Origin of the sequence: Zavarzinella sp. (assembly GCA_041399155.1) — a bacterium.
In the GTDB taxonomy this organism is placed as follows: domain Bacteria; phylum Planctomycetota; class Planctomycetia; order Gemmatales; family Gemmataceae; genus JAWKTI01.
Genome location: JAWKTI010000004.1, coordinates 100,107 through 118,295, shown reverse-complemented (window position 1 = coordinate 118,295; position 18,189 = coordinate 100,107). Strand labels below are relative to the sequence as shown.

The following is an 18,189-nucleotide window of genomic DNA, read 5'->3' as shown; positions in this document are numbered from 1 at the left end:
TCAGCCCCCTGCCAACATGGTTAAACGGATAAATGTCAGCCGACTTTCGGGTAAAAGAGTCACCGTCTGGTCAATTTCTTTCAGTTCTTCTTCATCCAGCACCACCATGTACAGGCCATCCTGAAACGCTTCCACGGCGGTGCGAATGGCTTCTTCCGCATCGACCTTCTGATCCAGGTCACTGCCACCACTGTCGACCTTGCCTGTCGCCAGTCCATCCGCAATCTGCTGTGGGGAGAGTGCTTTCAGCAATCGACGTTCCGCCTGGCGATCGTGAAAAGCAGCAATTTCCTGCCGCACCACGTGGGCAATGAGGTCCCGCAATGTCAGTGGGGTATTTGTGGCAGTTTCTGGTGGTGGAACCGAAAAATCGGCAAACAGTGGCTTTCTTTGCCCCAGTGCTTTTCCAGTGATGGTAACCATGGTAGTAACCCAAAAGATAGGAACAGTGGGAATGTTACCACATCACGAAACGGAAAAAAATGCTGGTAGTGGTTTTTTTCAGCAATTTCATGAAAGAAAACAGAGCAGTGTACATTTCATGAAAATATCTTCACATTTAGAGTTTTCGCACGCACATACTGAGTGGGGTGGTTGCGATTTTGGAAAAATTCACAAAAAAGTTTGTCTCGTCGCAAATTCTTTTCTCTAAAGAACTTACAGGAGATAATTTCTTCAGAAATTGGTCCTGGCGAGAAAAAAATTGTCAAAATCAAACGCCACAAGGATATATTATATGTATGTGTAAATGATTTCATTTTGAATATGGCAACATTTTCACTAAGTGAGGTTTGGTAGTTCCAGCGTTGTCCGTGCGATGAACTTCGAATTGGAACAATTGTTGAAACCGTCCCAGATGGGGGAACCAGAATCGGCCTGAAAAGCTATTGGAAAAGCTTTTCAACAGTTTTTGGTAATTTTCTTTGATTCGCACTTGTGTTGTGATAATGTAGGCCGTGGGTAATTTCGCGTACCACAGGAAAAGTGTGTGCGCCAGCCACCCTCCCGCTGGATATACCCTTAGGTGGTAGTTAATAAATTGTTGTCTGTCGTGTACTTTCGCTGCATTTTGTGCAGTAAAGGTACTGAAGACGGAGTTTGGTCTTTCCTTCCGAATTGAGTGATCTGAATGACTGCAACCGCAAACGATAATGAACTGTTGGAAAAAGTGCGAGATGCCCACAAGCGGCTGCGTGCTGAAGTTGGCAAAATCATCGTGGGACAGGAACAGGTGCTGGACCAACTGCTGATGGCGATTTTCTGCCGTAGTCACGCACTGCTGATGGGTGTTCCCGGGCTGGCAAAAACGTTGATGGTCAGCACATTGTCACAGGCACTGCACCTCTCGTTCAAGCGGATTCAGTTCACGCCAGACTTGATGCCTTCGGACATCACTGGTACGGAAGTAATTCAGGACGATCCTGTCACCAAACAACGGATTTTCAAATTCCTACCCGGTCCGATTTTCGCCAACATTGTACTTGCTGACGAAATCAACCGGACGCCGCCGAAAACGCAGGCCGCACTACTGGAGGCTATGCAGGAACGCAAAGCCTCTATCGGTGGGGTCGATCACCCCATGATGAACCCGTTCTTCGTGCTGGCAACCCAGAACCCGATTGAACAGGAAGGTACTTATCCTTTGCCGGAAGCCCAGCTCGACCGGTTTCTGTTCCTCATCAAAGTGGATTATCCCACGGACGATGAAGAAGAACAAATCATGCGGAATGGCACCAGCGATGTGAAACAGACGGTCAGTGCGGTGCTGGGTGCGGAAGATATTCTGGCACTGCAAGGTGTGGTGCGTCGGGTGCCTGTTTCGGACCTGGTCTTCAAGTTTGCGAAACGGATCACACGGCTTTCCCGCCCAGGCACGCCCGAAGCGGCAGACTTTGTCAGCAAGTGGCTGACATGGGGTGCAGGCCCACGTGCCAGTATGAACCTGATTCTGGCTGCTAAAGCCCACGCGGTGTTGCGTGGCAGTAACCATGTCTCTGGTGATGATGTGGTCGCAGTGGCCCCACCGATTCTGCGACACCGCCTGATGCTGAACTTCACCGCACAGAGTGAAGGAATTACGATTGATGAAGTGATCAAGAAGTTGATCAAAGCATCCGCACGCGAGTTTCAGGCGGCGTAGTGCCAAACGAGTCAGGAAAAGATGCCAACAAATTATCTGCAGCCACGGGCACTGACGCGTGCGGAAGCTCTGGGTTTAAAAGCACGCACCATCGTTGAAGGCCTGCGTGTGGGAGAGCACAAATCTCCTTACCGCGGCTTCTCCGTGGAGTTTGTGCAGCACCGCGAGTATGTGCCTGGGGATGATATCCGCCACATCGACTGGAAAAGCTACGGTCGATCTGAACGCTACACCATCAAGCAGTACGAGCAGGAAACCAATTTCACTGCCCACATTCTGCTGGATGCATCCAACTCCATGAAATACGGAGATGGGGATACCAACAAGCTGGAATACGCCAAATTACTGGCTGCGACACTTTCCTACGTGATTGTTCGCCAGGGCGACAGTGTGGCATTAAACACGTTCGACCAGCAATGGCGTACTCGCCTGCCTGCCAGCAGTTCTATGGCGAATGTCACCACGATTCTGCATACGCTGGAATCTCTGCAGCCGCAGGAAAAAACCAGCATCGGCCCGCTGTTGGAATCAATTGCCGATCAGGTGCGTCGCCGCGGGTTATTCTTCATTATTTCAGATTGTTTCGACGATGTGGAACCATTTTTGAAAGGGATCAAGCACCTGCGTTTTCAGGGACATGATGTCACCGTGTTTCACATCATGCACCCGGACGAGATTCACTTTTCGATGACTGGGAATGTGAAATTCGATGGCCTGGAAATACCCGAAGAACTGAAAACCCGCCCCCACCTGATCCGACCTGCCTACCTCAATGCCGTGCAGGCCTACCTGAAAGAACTTCAGGCGGGGTGCGATGCTTTTCGCGTTGATTATCAATTAATGGAAACCGACCAGCCATTGGAAAAAACACTCCCACCGTACCTGGTGCGCCGGCTGCAAATGGGTCGTTTGTAACAAGCGAGTCACAGGAGAAGAAACGCGAATGGGTTTTCTGGCACCACTCATGCTGATCGGTTCTGCTGCAGCAAGCATCCCCTTGATCCTGCACTTTTTTTATCGTGCACGGTACAAGCCGATTGATTGGGGGGCCATGAAATTCCTGAAGCTGGCGATGGAACAAACCAGTCGTCGTCTGAAGTTTCAGGAAATCGTGCTGTTGTTGTTGCGCATTCTGCTGCTGCTGTTACTGGCAATAGCACTGGCCCGCCCCACGAGTTGTACGTCGATGTCCGGCACCGGACGTGGCCAGTCGGTCGATGCCATTTTTGTGTTCGATCTGTCCTTCAGTATGAATACCCGCGAAGGCACCCGAACTCGGCTGGACATTGCCAAGGAACGTGCCCTGAAGGTAATTGATGAACTGCCCCCCAATTCCACTGTGCAGGTGATCGGTTGTGCCAATCAGGCGGTTGGCATGGGCCCACGTTCGCCTGGAAATCTCGATCAGGCCCGCCTGTTAATCCAGAATATGAAAGCCACCCAGCGTGCAACAGATTTTCTGCCGGGACTCGAAGAAGCTTTGATCGCGATGGATCGCACCCAGGGTGCTTCGAAAGAAATCTACCTGTTCAGCGATATGCAGCGAACCGGCTGGGAAAATCAATCAGCGGCTATCCGTGGGAAGTGCGAAGAAATTAAAGCACGTGGCACATTCTTCCTGATCCACACACAATCAGATGAGCTGCGGAATGTATCGATCATCGATCTCCGCACTCAGACCGATATCCCCAACACCCGACAACGCCTGCCATTTATTGTGACGCTGAAAAATACGGGCACCGTAGAGCTGCGAAACCTGACGGTCAGTCTGCGTGTCGATGGGGCCGAGACCACTGCCGATTCACAACCGGTGGAACGAATTGGCCCAGGGGAAGTGATGCCAGTGACATTGACTGCCAAAATTGATAAAGCGGGCTGGCGGGTATTAACAGCCACCATCGGCTCTGGCGGCAATGATGAAAGTAACAGCAAAGTAGTAGATTTAGTTGACTCGCTGGCAGACGATAATCGCCTGGACAAGGCGATCATGGTGCGTGATACCGTGAAAATTCTGGTGGTGGACGGCCGACCTGATGACCGCGATCCAGAAAAGGGTGCCAGTTATTTCATTGGGCACGCCCTGTTACCGATTCCGGAAGAATTGCGGCCCAATTACCACATTCAGCCAAAGATTATCAAGGCCACCAATGTTTCTGCAGGTGATCTGACCGGTATGGATGTCTGTGTGATGGTTGATTGCCCGTTGCAAGGCCCCACCGCAGTGCCGGAAGATTTTGTGAAATACCTGCCCGACTTTGTGGGTGAAGGTCATGGATTGCTGATTACCACTGGGGATAACACGGTACCAGAAATCTACAACCGTGTCCTTGGTTCTGGTGGTGCCAACTTATTGCCCGCAACGATGAAGGCAATATTTACCGCACCGGAAGATCAGCCAATCTTTCCAGACCCCAACAGCATTGCACTACAATCGTTCCTGGGCAAGTTCCGTTCGACCAGCAATGATCCCTTTTTGCAGATTCGAGACGCCCAGACAGCCAAAGCAGTGGAAGTGGAAGAACCAGCCGATGTGAATTCCGGACAGGTAATGTTGCGTTACAACAATAATATGCCTGCTTTGTTATCAAAACAACTGCGGCTGGGTGAGGTATTGTTGCTGACCACTTCTGCAGACCGACAGTGGGGTTATTTTGCAACCAACCTGACCTTCCAGCCGTTTGTGCATGGTGCCATGACCCACCTGATTGAACGATCGGCCCAGACATACAACCTGATTTGTGGCAAGCCGATTGCCTACCAGCCCAAAGTAGTGAATATTCCCTACGAAGTGATTCGACCGGATGGTGAGCGGCAACTGTTGGGCAAGCCGGAACCCAGCCTCACCGTGGGGGATACATCGCTGGCAGGTATCTATACGATATTGCCGCAGGATGATCAGCAAGGTGGGGCAAGATTTGCGGTAATTGCCGACCCGGAAGAGTACCAGGCACTTGACGCGATGCCGGAAGACCAGATTGATACGTTGCTTGGTTTTCGCCCACAGCACATCAAAGACAGTCTGGCACCGGATGTGGAAGTGGAATCGATACGCAACCGCAATGAGTGGACGGTGCTGGCGTTGGGTTTGTTATTGATACTGGCGGTTTTTGAAGCGGGCTGGGCATGGTTCTGTGGGAAAGCCTGGTAAGGAGTTTGTTGACCAATGCTATTTGCCGAGATCGTAACACGTGGTACGTTTCCTCTTTGGTTAGCGATCTTGCTGATCCCGGTGGCAATTGCCATTTCTGTGCTGGTATATCGCACAGAATCGATGAAAATCAGCCGAAACCGCCGGATACTTCTGGGAACCTTGCGTGCATTAACGTTGATCCTGTTGCTGCTGCTTTTGTTGAAGCCGGTATGGGTGGGAAATATTACCATCAAGAAAACCCGCCCGGTAGCAGTGCTGCTGGATAATTCCCAAAGTATGAGCCAGATTGATCCTTTACGGACCACGGAAGACCGTGTGCGAGTGGCAATTGCGGCTGGGAAATTAAAACCGGATCATGGTCTGGAATTGGCACCTGGGGAGTTATTGTCTTCCAGCAGTCTGCCACGAATCGAATTGCTGAAAAGCGCACTGGCCAATGAACAGTTAAAACTGCTGGAATCGATTCGCGCCAAAGCCCCACTGCAACCATATCTGTTTGGCAGCAGGCTGCGTGGCCTGCCAGACAATGCAAAAATTGCCTGGCTCTCGTCGCTGGATGCGAAAGACCCGAATACCAGCATGCTGGATACGGCCCGCCAATTGTTGGATCGGGATTCCATGGAATTACCATCCGCCATCGTCATTGCCACCGATGGCCGAGATAATTTCAGCAAAACCCAGTGGGAAGAACTTGCCCGCGAAGCAGCCCGCCTTCAGGTACCGCTGCACATTTATGGTGTGGGTGGTGCGGGTACAGGCTATCTGGAATTAAAAGATGCCCCAGTAAACGATACATTATTTTTTGATGACACGATTACAGTTCCCTTTCGCTATCGCGCCAAAGGGATCCAGGCCGGGGAACTGGAATTAACCGTTCAACTTGGCGACAAAGTGGTTGCCACCAAGCGTGTCCCGGTGAAAGATGGCGACGATATCAGCGAAACGCTTTCGTTTATCCTGTCGAAAGAACAGCACACCCTTGGGAAGCAGCAATACACCGCCAGCATTAAACTGGTGCAAGGCGATGAAGTCTACACCGACCAGGTTTCGAAACCGGTCAAGGTAATCGATCAAAAGGTGCGTGTACTGGTTATCGAAAGTGAACCCCGCTGGGAATTCAAGTTTCTGATGCAGTCTTTCCTGCGGGATCGACGGATCGAACCCACGTTCATCATTACCAGTGGCGACCGCCGTGCCCTGGAAGCGGGTGCTCCGTTCCGACCCAACTTCCCGGATGAACGAAAAGATTTGTTTTCTTACCACATGCTGGTGATTGGCGATGTGGATGCAAATTATTTCACCTCCGATCAACGTACCTGGATTCGCGATTTTGTGTCAGAAGGGCGTGGCCTGGTGGCGATTGCCGGCCTGAATGCCGCACCCGCCACCTGGGTGAACACAACACTGGCAGAATTGCTGCCCGTGGAAGTGGAAAGCGAACAGTTCAGTCTGGTGGATAAACGACCGATTGAATATCAGCCACAACTGACAGAAATTGGCAAGCGTGCATCGATGATGATGCTGGATGATGACCGGAAAATCAGTGAAAACACCTGGAATGAACTGCCCGGGTGGTACTGGTACTATCCTGTGAAAAAACTGCGGGCAGCGGCAATTGATCTCGTGGTCCATCCCAAAGATCAACTGGAAGATAAGTCCCCCATGCCACTGATGGCCACCCAATATTATGGTAAGGGTCTGGTGCTCTTTATCGGCACCGATGAAATCGCTGGCGTTACAACGAAGGGGAGAAGTACCTAGAGCGATTCTGGGGTCAGGTGGCCTATTCCATTGGCTTACCTGCTGCTGTGGGTGCCAGTTCCGCTCAACTTTCGGTTGCGGGCGGTGAGGCGATATTCGGCAAACCAGGTGCCATCTACGCCCGACTGTTCACCCCGGAATTTCGCCCACTGCCCGATGAACGGGTGGTTGGTAAGCTGGAAAAACTGGACGGACAAGGATTGCGGAATCAATCATTAGTCCTGAATGCGGTGCCCAATCAGCCTGGGGACTACATCGCCAACCTGCCCAACGACCAGCAAGGTCGTTACCGCCTCACGGTTCGAAGTGGGGGAGAGGATGCGGTGCTGGAATATCGCGTGACCCTGCCGCCTGATCATGAAATGGCACCAGGTCCGATGAATTATCGCGAATTAAGTGCCTTGGCGGAAAAATCTGCTGGAAGATTCTATCGAGAAGAAAGCCTGCATGAAATGGCTGGTGCAATCCAGATTCAGACAGTTCCCCAGTCCCGCCGACAGGAAATCCTGTTATGGTCCAATTGGCTGGTGTGGGGTATTATCGTGGGGCTGTTCACGATGGAGTGGATTATCCGCAAGTTTAGTAACATGAGTTAGCAGACCACCAACGCCAGGCAAGAGTTGTCATCGCAATGAATGTATTATTACCTACAGTTGGCCTCAGTAAACTTAAGGCTCTGCAACATCGGGAACGGTTGTGCCATGTGGCCTGGGGTGCAGCACGTTTCCTTGCATTAGTGGTGGCAGTGCTTGCCATTACCACTACCATTGACTGGATCGTCGACCGCTCGATGGAAACCCCACGTTTGTGGGTGCGCAATCCGCTGACAGTCTTGCAGATCATGTTGTTTGGCTATTTCGCCTATCGCTGGCTGGTATTACCCTGGTTGAAGGCACCTGATCTGATTCTGCTTGCACGCCGGGTAGAAGAACAAATTCCGGATTTTGGCCACCGTTTAGTGACCTCCATTCAATTATCGGAAGATAAGGCAGCCCGCGCAGGGATGTCGGTGGAACTGCTGGGACAATTGACCAATGAATCTGAGACTTTGGCCCAACAACACCGATTTTCACAATTTGCCGATATTCGGCGTTTTAAGTGGGCCGCCGCCTGTATCAGCATTCCACTGGTGCTGTTAGCTGCATTATTGATCTGGCACGGACCTGAAACATTAGAAATTCTGGTCAAACGACAGTTTTTTGGCTCACAGGACATCCCACGCACCAACCAACTGGAAAACCTGACGCCGGAATTGTGGGCCGCGGGCGATAAGGTCATTATTCGCTATCGTGTGACAGGCGAAATTTCCGATCAGGAAGTGGGTCGCCTGCGGGTGAAACCTGATGGGTTACCCGCGGATCGTTACCAGTTGACTTTCGAACGCGAGGAAGGTGGGGCAAAGATCTTCCGTGCCGAAATTCCGCATTCTTCCATTAATTTCACCCACCGTGCCTGGATTGGAGATGGGCGAACCAAATCGTACCATCAGGTGATTTTTGAACCTCGACCCGTGGTCAGCCAGATTGATGCCTGGGTGCAATTACCGGGCTTTCTGGGTGTCACCCCGTCCGGCAAGCCGTACGAATCTTATCAGACCCAAGGGGAAATTATCGGATTGCCTTCTTCGCAGGCCCGAATCCGGATTACCGCCCAGAAGAAACTATCTGAAGCCGTGCTGGTGCTCTATCGTCGCAGCGATGATGGCACTCGGGAAGTTCCGCTGGAAGAAGTATTGCTGAATATTGATGAAGTTGCTGAAGCGGTGGGGCAGACACAGTATACCGCATCTGGTCAGTTTTTGCTCCGCCCGGAACTGGTCCGCTACCGGGTGGTGGTGAAAGATGTTTACGGTTTTGACAACTCCACCCCACCTGCCCGTGGGATTCAGATTGCTGCCGATGACCCACCGGTGGTGAATTTGTTGCCGGAACGATATCTACTGGGCTTTGATCGTACTTCTGAAGAAGATATTATTGAAGGATTACCCATCCCACTGGGTGGGAAAATTCCGATTGCCTATCTGTGCCGGTCACCCAACGGTGTGGGCAAAGCACAACTTCGCTACCGCGTCAATGATGAGAGTAATTTCAGAATTTTCCCATTGAGCACCATCGCTGCCACGGAAAAGACTGGGTCGTTTAATCCCAACACAGGTGCGTTCATGAATACCAGCGAAGGAGAACAGGTCGAATTTCACCCGATCCCATCGCTCGATCCAGTGGCAATCCCCAGCTATTTGTCAGGTGGGGGCCGATTCGATTTCAATACTGGCGAAGTTACCAAACTGGTGAACGGTTCGGAACAGAAACTTCAGATCGGGGATCGTGTTGAATACTTTGTGGAAGTATTTGACCGGAATCCGGCCCTGGTTACCCTGCCAGGTGGGAGAAAAGTCTCTCGCCCACCTGGGCAGTCGGAAACCCGCATGAAAGAAATTCTCAGTGCCACCGATGTGTTACTTCGATTAGACCAGATTCGCCAGACGGAAGAGAAGATACGCGATCTGGAGAAAAAACAACGGGATATTTTCCACAGAGAATCGCTTCCATGAGAATATTTTCATCATTCAGAGTGGAATTGTAAAGAATTCGTAACAAGGCGGGTATTTTGCCATTGCAAATTCAGCGGGGACAAGCAACGATATATCTACAACAGTCAGAATTTTCTGGCTGGGTGTACTCGTGCGCATGGAAGAAACCCTCCTGGAACATGTGCCACGCCAATAACCGTGATCGTGCCGAGTCTTGTACTCTTTAATAAACGAGGTTGTTCATGTCTGTTCGTAGTAAATGGGCCAAACGTTCTGCCGCAGCTTTCCTGTTAGCCGCACTCGCACCGTTGGGATTCGCCCAGCAGCCAAATCAAGTCAGTGTGAACCAGCAGGCTGCAGAACAACGACGAATTAAAGAAGAGACAGAACAGGTGACTCGTCGTCTGCGTGCCATGACCCGCTTCATGAGCTACCACCAGCTCAGCAAACCTGACGAACAGAAGTTGCTCGCCGATGCCGTGACTACCCTGCGTGGGCTGAGTCAGCAGCAAATGAACGAAATCATCAAGCTGTTGGAGCAGTCGGTGACCGCACCGGATGAGAAGAATGCCAATGCTGCCAGTTTGCAGGCCTACAACAAGCACCGCGAAGTGATTGTGACTTTGAAGGACTTGCTGGCAAAGTACGACACGATCCGCACCCTCGATCAGGCGGCAGAGCGGTTCGAGAGGATGGGGCGAGCCCAGCACAATCTGCGGATTGCATCAATGGCACTGGATACCATTCGCCGATCCGGCAGTCGACGCACGGGTGTGGCTGTAGATAGCAACATCGAACTCGCCGATGAGCAGTCCGATCTGCAGCGGGATATTTCCTCGCTGGGTCAGCAGTTGAAAAAAGTTGCGGGCGAACTTTCGGAAGACCAGCAGGCACGATTGCTGAAAGCGAATGCGGAAAGCAAACTGCGGAAAATTGACGATCTGGAAGTGCTGGCACAGAAATTATTAAAAGAAAATGAGTTAAATGCTGCCGCCGTCAATCAGCACAAAGCAGCTGATTTACTGATGGAACTGGCCCACGATCTGCGTGGTCCGGTGGATGCCGCCGCCGCCCTGCGGGAAATAAAAGATCAACTGGATAAGCAGATTGAAGCTCAGAAGATTCTGAACGAAGAAACCCAGAAACAGCCCACACCGGACCGCCGGAGCTTTGGACTGACGGCGATGATTCAGCATGGTCGCTCGATGGCACGGGAGCAGGCAAAGCTGAACTTTGAAGCGAATAATACCAAAGATATTGCGAAAGATATTGCCGAAGAAATTGCGAAGAAGATCGAAGAATCGCAGCAAGAAATGGCAAAGGCTCAGGAAGCCCTGAATAATACCGTACGGGATACCACCGAAGCGCAGAAACCACAGGAATCTGCACTCGAAAAACTGGAAAATGCTCGCAAGTTAGTTGAAGAAGAACTTGCTAAAGAAGAGAAGAAAAAATCGGATCCCCTGGCTGCGGTTGAATCTGCTTTGAAGAAAGTGGAAGACCTGATCAAGGAACAAACCAAAACTCGTGAACAAACCGAGCAAACCAAGGGAACCAAAACAGAACAGATGCCACGATTGGCACTGGAACAGAAACAGCTGGCCCAGAAAACGGAAGAGCTGAAACAACAGCCTTTGCTTGATAATGCTCCCGCCAAAGATGCATTAGACAAAGCGAAGCAGGCCATGGAAAAAGCCACCGACGCCCTGAAAGATGAAAAGGGTCTTGATGCGGTGAAAAACCAGGATCAGGCGGTGAAAGATCTTCAACAGGCCAAGGCTGCCCTGGAGCAATTGGCCAAGGATTTGAAACAACGCAAAGAGGATATTGCTAAACTGGAAGCGGCCGCGGAAAAACTGGACGAGTTGGTCAAGCAGGAAAGCAAAATTGCTGATGAAGCTCAACTCGCCAAACAGGATCCGAAGAACGGCGAACCGATGCCTGGTGAAAAGACTGATCCCAAACCAGGTGAAAAAACCGATCCGAAGAACGGCGAACCGATGCCTGGTGAAAAGACTGATCCCAAACCAGGTGAAAAAACCGATCCGAAGAACGGCGAACCGATGCCTGGCGAAAAGACTGATCCCAAACCAGGTGAAAAAACCGATCCGATGCCTTCAGCGAAGGAACTTGCCAAGCAGCAGGGTGAAATCCAGCCCAAAGCAGTTGACCTGAGCAAAGAACTGGAAAAAGTGGCACCAGAAGCGGCTAAGAACATTGAAAATTCCAAGCCTAAAATGGAAGCCGCCAAGAATAATCTCGAACAGGCGAAACCACAGGAAGGTGCGAAGGATGCTGCGAAAGCTGCCGAAGATCTAAAGAAAGCTCAACAGGCAGTTCAGGATGAGTTAGCGAAGAAGAAGGCAGAAGAGGCCGCCGATCAGGCGAAACTCCAGCCGAATCAGGTCTCCCCCGAAAACGCAGCGGATCAATTGGCAAAAGCATTGGATCAGGCTCAACAGGCTCAAGAGTTGGCACGTCAGGCCCAGGAGCAACTCCAGCCGATGAAACCAATGGATGGTCAGCCAATGAATCCAATGCAGGGCCAACCGATGGAAGGCAAGCCGATGCAGGGTGAGCCGATGGAAGGCAAACCAATGCAGGGTGAGCCCATGGATCAATTGGCGAACGAACTGCAGAAGCTACAGGAACAAGTGGCACAGAAAGCTGCTGAATTGAATCAGGAACAAGCAAAAGAAGCTGCCAAACAAGCAGCAGAAGCATTGAAGCAAGGGGATTTGCAAAAGGCATTGGAAGCACAGGATAAAGCTGTTGAAGCATTGCAGGAAGCTGCCAAAAACATGCCAATGCAGGGTCAGCCGATGGAAGGCAAGCCAATGCAGGGTCAGCCGATGGAAGGCAAGCCGATGCAGGGTCAGCCGATGGAAGGTAAGCCAATGCAGGGTGAGCCGATGCAAGGTCAACCAATGGAAGGCAAGCCAATGCAAGGTCAACCTATGGGGATGAATCCAATGCAGGGGCAGCCCATGGAAGGCAAGCCAATGCAGGGTCAACCCATGGGGATGAATCCGATGCAGGGTCAGCCGATGGAAGGTAAGCCAATGCAGGGACAACCACAACCTGGGCAAGCTCAGAATGCTGGTGAATTAGCAAAAGCACAGGACCAGATTCGCCAGGCGACGCAGGCACTGCAGCAATCGCAGCAGGCCACTGCTGCTGCTCAGGCTGCATTGCAACAAGCTCAGGCACAGGCACCTGCAGCGGTTTCCCCACAACTCAGTCAAGCTGCTCAGCAGTTAGCTCAGGCTCAACAGTCGCTGCAGCAAGGTGCACCCGCTCAGGCACAGCAATCGCAACAACAGGCACAGCAATCGTTGCAACAAGCACTCAACACCTTACAGGCTGCTCAACAACTTGCTCAGGCCCAGCAGGGAATGGGGATGGGTGAAGGCCAAGGTATGGGCATGGGAATGGGGATGGGCGAAGGCCAAGGTATGGGCATGGGAATGGGGATGGGCGAAGGCCAAGGTATGGGCATGGGTGAAGGCCAAGGTATGGGCATGGGAATGGGGATGGGCGAAGGCATGGGTGAGGGCAAGGGCCAAGGTAAGGATGGTAAAGGCCAGGAAAACAATCAGAGCAAAGGCCAGGGCAACCGCGTCGCAGATGGCAGCGGGAAAAATGATCCTTCCCAGTTGAATAATGTCAAAGGCGATGGTGCCTTCATTAATCTTCCCCCACGTCAGCGTGAAATGATCATGCAGGCACTCAGTGGGTCTCTCCCACCGGAATATGGCACAATGATTCGCCAGTACTTCATGAATGTCGCTGGCGGTAAATCAGCCGTTCCCAGCGGTCCGATGAAAAAGTAATCTGGTTTCGATTTGGGATTCGCAGAGGATGAAATGGTGAGAATAGTAATCATCGGCATGATTTGTTTGCTTGTAAGTTCGGGTGCAGTGAGTGCCGACGACAAATTCGAGCATCCCAAAATTGAAAAGAAGACTCAGGAAGCAGTGGATAAAGCACTGGAGTGGCTGGCCAAGCGCCAAAACTCTGACGGTTCCTGGAGTGAACCCAGTTATCCAAACAACACCGCAATCACTGGGTATGCACTCATGGCTTTCATGTCCCAGGGACATGTGCCCAATAAAGGGAAATACGGACCTGAAGTTTCTAAAGGAATCCGTTTTCTGGTGGCATCCTCGCGTGATGGGGATGGTTACCTGGTGGGTGCCCGTGGTGGAAATATGTATTGCCATGGCATGGCGACACTGGCTCTCTCCCAAGCATGGGGAATGTCTGGCAGCAACAAAGGTGGCGATGAAGACCTCAAAAAAGTGCTGAAGAAGGCCGTTGATTTGATTGTTCGCAGCCAGAGTTCTAATGGTGGCTGGCGCTACTCCCCATCACCCAGTGGTGCGGATATTTCTGTCACCATCATGCAGGTGATGGCACTTCGTGGTGCCAAAGACAGTGGCTTGCACGTGCCCGACAAAACACTCGACAAAGCACTGGAGTATATCGATTCCTGTTATGACAGCCGCTCTGGCGGTTACCTCTACATGCCTCAAAGTGGGTCCGCTGGCTTTGCCCGTACTGCGGCTGGTATTTGTGTGCTGAAACTTTGTGGTCAGTATGAGAAAAATATCGGTAAATCGGTCACCTATTTGAAACAGAACATGAAAGACCCACGAGAACATTTCTGGTACGGCCACTACTATGCCTGCCACGCAATGCACCAGGTGGGCGGGAAAGACTGGCAGGATTATTATGCAACCATTACCGATAAGTTCCTGAAAATGCAGCAAAGTGACGGTCACTGGAGCAAAAGTGAGCCGCATTCCGCAGGTACCGTGTATCAAACAGCCATTGCTGTGATTGCCCTGTCCGTTCCAGCAGAATATCTGCCCATTTTTCAGCGATAGTGAAAATATTCTCATTTTTTCTTCCCAAGCCACTTTTTCTGCCTAATTTTTGCCACAAACTGCCTATCGTAATGTGTCAGTGATTGTTCCACTTGCTGGTGGGGGGTGTGCGATGCGAAAAATTGTGCTGCTGATCATTTTTCTTGGCTTGCTTCAGACTTCTCAAGCTGATGAACAAGTACTGGAAAATGCCAGCATGTCCCAATTTCAAGAATCGGTCGCCCCACTGCTGAAACAATTCTGTTATCAGTGCCACAACGATCAGAAGGCTTCGGGTGAATTGAATCTGGTGAAACTGGCCGCCAATATGAAAACCAGCGGCACAGCGGCACGCTGGGCCATGGTGGATCAAAAACTGAACAATGGTTCGATGCCGCCAAAATCGCAAGCCCAGCTATCTGCCCACCAGAAAAAACTGATCCTCGGCTGGTTAAAACAGGAAATGAAACGTGCGGGCATCTCCATTGCCAAACGGGAACAGCAGGTGAATGGCAATCTGGTGCCACATGAATTGCTGTTTGACCCGCAGCAGGCAGCCCCTTTTGAAGTCGCACCACGTGTTCGACGGCTCAGCCCGGAAATTTATGCCCGCTTCCTTGCAGAAGTGGGTAAAAATGTGCCCGGAGTAACTCAGCCGTTTACCGCTACTTCCAATCAGAATTTCCGCGATATGGGAGCACCACTTGTCGATGAACCTGTCACCGCGATGCTGATTCGGAATGCTCTGGCAATCGTCAACCGGCAGACCGCCTATCGACTGGAGGCGGGTGTGCCAAAAGGCGTTGGTTTCGTGGCCAAAGAAGTGCTGGCGTGCTTCGATCCACGCACACCGGTCAGCGATGCAACCTATGAAACGGCGATTCGATGGGAATTTCAGATGGTGTTGAAACGCCCCCCCCCAGTGGACGAGTTGGAGCGATTCCTGGCACTGATGCAGAAAAATGTCAAAGCTGCGGGGACAGATCTGGGTGTTCGCTATACGCTGGCCGCAGTTTTTCTGCTGCCAGAAGCAATTTTTCGCTATGAACTGGGTGCCACCGCCGAACTGAACGCAGAAAAAGTACGCCTTTCAGCAATGGAAATTGCCCACGCGATCAATTATGGCCTGACCGATTCCCGCCCACCCGCATGGTTACTGGCAGACGCTGCCGCAGGAAAACTGGCAACGCGTGAAGGTGTTCAGGCAGCGATTCAGAAATTGTGGGACGATCCGAAAGTGGAAAAATCTCGAATAATGAGATTTTTTCATGAATACTTCGGCTACCAGGCTGCTGATGAAGTATTCAAAGATCCCAAACAGAATAACCAGCACGATGCCCGTATTCTGGTGGCAGATACCGACCGGCTGATTGAACTGATTTTGAAAGAAGACAAAAATGTGCTGTTGGAACTGCTGACCACCAACCGCAGTTTTGTGGGGGCCTCTGTCGCTGAGGACACCCGCAAAAAACGCCTTGAGGCGATCCAGAAGTTTGAGGAAGAGAAAAAGAAAAATCCCGCCAAATTTGTGGGTAAGGAAGTCAAGTTACCCGGCAAAAGTATTTACGAATCGTACAACCTGACCGATTTTCCCACTTCGCAACCAGTGGAATTGCCCAAAGACCAGCGGGCGGGCATCCTGACCCAGCCTTCGTGGTTAGTGGCGATGTCCACAAGCGACGACAATCACGCGATTCATCGTGGGAAGTGGATTCGCGAACGCCTGTTAGGAGGCGTGGTGCCTGATATCCCCATTACGGTAGATGCTCAACTGCCACACGCACCAGAAAAGACGTTACGTGAGCGGATGATGGTTACCCAGCAGGAATATTGCTGGAAGTGCCACCAATTGATGAACCCCCTGGGACTGACTTTTGAAATGTACGACCATTATGGGCGCTACCGCACCACTGAACCAGTGGTCGATCTGCAAGCAACGGCTGCCAACAAAGATAAAAAAGGGAAGCCACTGGGTGAAATTTTCCGATCTGTTCCCGTCGCTGCCCATGGGCGAATCGATCTGATTTCTGGCGATCAGCCGACAATCAAGACAGTGTCTGGCGACGTTGATCACGGAATTGCATTAATCCATCGACTGGCGAAATCAGAGTATGTGGAACAGGTTTTCATTCGCCATGCATTTCGGTACTGGCTGGCCCGTAATGAAAACCTGGGCGATGGACCAAGCCTGCAGGCAGCCCACCGGGCATATCGAGCCAGTCAGGGAAGCATGAAGGCACTGGTGATCGAGTTGCTTTCCAGCGAAGCATTCCTGTACCGTACAAACGTCACGACAAAAACACCAACCAAACAGCTATCTACCAACAAGGACAAATAAGATGCATCTCTACCCGAATCGCCGAGAAATGCTGCATGGCATCGGCTTGTCATCCAGTGGCTTACTGTTAAGTCCGATTCTTACCAAGTTGACTGCCCAGGCTGCGGGTGCACCAATTACCCAAAAGCGATTTGTCTTTGTGGTGGAAAGTAATGGTGTGCCGCCCCAGCACCTGGCACCGTCGGGCATCACAAGAAAATCTCGCCCACAACAGGCCCACAATGGGCCGGAGCAATTGTTTCAAACAACATTGAAAGACCGCACGTTACCATTCTCTCTGGAGCCAGTCAAAAAGTGGCAGGACAAGTTGACCATCATTCAGGGACTTTCCGGCCGCATCAACGGTGGGGGCCATTCGAATAATTTTGGTGCACTGGGCTGTTTTGTTACCAAAGGCGAAAGCACCAAAATTGGTGGAGAAACGGTTGATGGTGCGTTAGCAAAGGCGATACCTGGCATTTTCCCACACGTGGGGCTGGGGATTTCCAAAAGCCTGCAGAACAACGTGGTCTACAGCATTTCGGCCTTAGCGGCAGACAAAGGCTTGCCGATTATCTGCAAACCAGACCAGGCATATTCCCACCTGTTTGGCAGTGTGGCCAGTGGTGCAGCAAAACAGGAGTTTACCGCACGCAATAATCTGCTCGATTTTATGAAGGACGATATTTCGCGAGCAGAAAAGCAACTTGCTGGTGAAGAAAGGCAGCAACTTTCTGCTTATCTGGAAACATTTGAATCACTGCGGGATCGTCAAAGTAAGCTCAATGCTATTGAGCATACCTTGCGGGAGAAAGCTCCGGTGACCAGCAACAAGTACACCAGCGAGGTAGAAACTGATCGGCTGGATGCCCAATTCGATATTGGTGCGGCAGCACTGATCTGTGGGCTGACTAATGTTCTCACAATTTCATCGGCAGCCGGTATCCGCGATTTCGACATCACCTTCAAAGGTCTCGGGATTCAACTGGGCAAGCATGGTATTGGCCATGGCGGAAGCTATCAGGGAAAAACCTGGTCTGAATTGTACGACATGATTCGCCGTTACCATTTTGAGCTGATCGCTGGCCTGATGAAAAAGCTCGATGCGATTCCTGAAGGGAATGGCACGATGCTGGATAACACGGTGATTGTGTATCTTTCTGATGGTGCGGAAGGCCACCACTCCCGCTGTTGGGAATGGCCGATTGTGGTGCTGGGCAATATTGGAAATCGCCTGAAAACCGGTCAGTACATTGATTACCCCGGTTATGGCTACCGTGGACACCGGACTACAGCGAACTTTTTCCTGACGTTACTTCATCTGGCAGGAGACCGTCGTGAAACATTTGGGATGAAAGATCCCGGCCTGAAAGATATTGATCAATCCGGCCCACTGACAGAACTGCTGGTGTAATCGAAAAT

The 18,189-nt window shown here is 51.3% G+C and carries 11 protein-coding genes; 10 read left to right on the top strand and 1 reads right to left on the bottom strand.

Going from position 1 to position 18,189, the window contains the following annotated elements; translation table 11 throughout:
• The gene (locus R3B84_18175) at window positions 1-423 is read right to left on the bottom strand and encodes a hypothetical protein (GenBank protein MEZ6142490.1); all 423 of its coding nucleotides are present in this window, start codon (window positions 421-423) and stop codon (window positions 1-3) included.
• A gap of 706 nt (window positions 424-1,129) precedes the next feature.
• Here R3B84_18175 and R3B84_18170 point away from each other — a divergent pair.
• The 10 genes from R3B84_18170 (at window position 1,130) to R3B84_18125 (ending at window position 18,181) form a co-directional block, all read left to right on the top strand.
• Entirely contained in the window at window positions 1,130-2,140 is a 1,011-nt protein-coding gene (locus R3B84_18170) for a MoxR family ATPase (GenBank protein ID MEZ6142489.1), read from the top strand.
• Between the two features lie 21 nt (window positions 2,141-2,161).
• On the top strand, window positions 2,162-3,055 hold the full coding sequence (locus R3B84_18165) for a DUF58 domain-containing protein (protein MEZ6142488.1): 894 nt from the start codon (window positions 2,162-2,164) through the stop codon (window positions 3,053-3,055).
• A 28-nt stretch (window positions 3,056-3,083) separates the two neighbouring features.
• Window positions 3,084-5,288 (top strand): BatA domain-containing protein, encoded by a 2,205-nt coding sequence (locus tag R3B84_18160; GenBank protein ID MEZ6142487.1) that lies wholly within the window; start codon window positions 3,084-3,086, stop codon window positions 5,286-5,288.
• A gap of 15 nt (window positions 5,289-5,303) precedes the next feature.
• A complete protein-coding gene (locus R3B84_18155; GenBank protein MEZ6142486.1) occupies window positions 5,304-7,052 on the top strand; it encodes a hypothetical protein in 1,749 nt (582 codons plus the stop codon).
• 17 nt (window positions 7,053-7,069) lie between these two features.
• On the top strand, window positions 7,070-7,648 hold the full coding sequence (locus tag R3B84_18150) for a hypothetical protein (GenBank protein MEZ6142485.1): 579 nt from the start codon (window positions 7,070-7,072) through the stop codon (window positions 7,646-7,648).
• 35 nt (window positions 7,649-7,683) lie between these two features.
• Window positions 7,684-9,603, top strand: a complete 1,920-nt coding sequence (locus R3B84_18145; protein ID MEZ6142484.1) for a hypothetical protein — start codon at window positions 7,684-7,686, stop codon at window positions 9,601-9,603.
• Window positions 9,604-9,824: 221 nt separating this feature from the next.
• Entirely contained in the window at window positions 9,825-13,415 is a 3,591-nt protein-coding gene (locus R3B84_18140) for a hypothetical protein (GenBank protein MEZ6142483.1), read from the top strand.
• 33 nt (window positions 13,416-13,448) lie between these two features.
• Window positions 13,449-14,471: a prenyltransferase/squalene oxidase repeat-containing protein gene (locus R3B84_18135; protein ID MEZ6142482.1), complete on the top strand. Its 1,023-nt coding sequence runs from the start codon at window positions 13,449-13,451 to the stop codon at window positions 14,469-14,471.
• A gap of 112 nt (window positions 14,472-14,583) precedes the next feature.
• On the top strand, window positions 14,584-16,788 hold the full coding sequence (locus R3B84_18130; protein ID MEZ6142481.1) for a DUF1588 domain-containing protein: 2,205 nt from the start codon (window positions 14,584-14,586) through the stop codon (window positions 16,786-16,788).
• Between the two features lies 1 nt (window position 16,789).
• Window positions 16,790-18,181: a DUF1552 domain-containing protein gene (locus R3B84_18125; GenBank protein MEZ6142480.1), complete on the top strand. Its 1,392-nt coding sequence runs from the start codon at window positions 16,790-16,792 to the stop codon at window positions 18,179-18,181.
• Window positions 18,182-18,189: the final 8 nt, after the last annotated feature.

What these genes read in the sequence shown, in the direction of transcription:
- R3B84_18145 (MEZ6142484.1), top strand. Translation starts at nt 7,684, where the DNA reads ATGAATGTATTATTACCTACAGTTGGCCTCAGTAAACTTAAGGCTCTG.
- R3B84_18170 (MEZ6142489.1), top strand. Translation starts at nt 1,130, where the DNA reads ATGACTGCAACCGCAAACGATAATGAACTGTTGGAAAAAGTGCGAGAT.
- R3B84_18175 (MEZ6142490.1), bottom strand. Translation starts at nt 423, where the DNA reads ATGGTTACCATCACTGGAAAAGCACTGGGGCAAAGAAAGCCACTGTTT.
- R3B84_18125 (MEZ6142480.1), top strand. Translation starts at nt 16,790, where the DNA reads ATGCATCTCTACCCGAATCGCCGAGAAATGCTGCATGGCATCGGCTTG.
- R3B84_18155 (MEZ6142486.1), top strand. Translation starts at nt 5,304, where the DNA reads ATGCTATTTGCCGAGATCGTAACACGTGGTACGTTTCCTCTTTGGTTA.
- R3B84_18135 (MEZ6142482.1), top strand. Translation starts at nt 13,449, where the DNA reads ATGGTGAGAATAGTAATCATCGGCATGATTTGTTTGCTTGTAAGTTCG.
- R3B84_18140 (MEZ6142483.1), top strand. Translation starts at nt 9,825, where the DNA reads ATGTCTGTTCGTAGTAAATGGGCCAAACGTTCTGCCGCAGCTTTCCTG.
- R3B84_18130 (MEZ6142481.1), top strand. Translation starts at nt 14,584, where the DNA reads ATGCGAAAAATTGTGCTGCTGATCATTTTTCTTGGCTTGCTTCAGACT.
- R3B84_18160 (MEZ6142487.1), top strand. Translation starts at nt 3,084, where the DNA reads ATGGGTTTTCTGGCACCACTCATGCTGATCGGTTCTGCTGCAGCAAGC.
- R3B84_18165 (MEZ6142488.1), top strand. Translation starts at nt 2,162, where the DNA reads ATGCCAACAAATTATCTGCAGCCACGGGCACTGACGCGTGCGGAAGCT.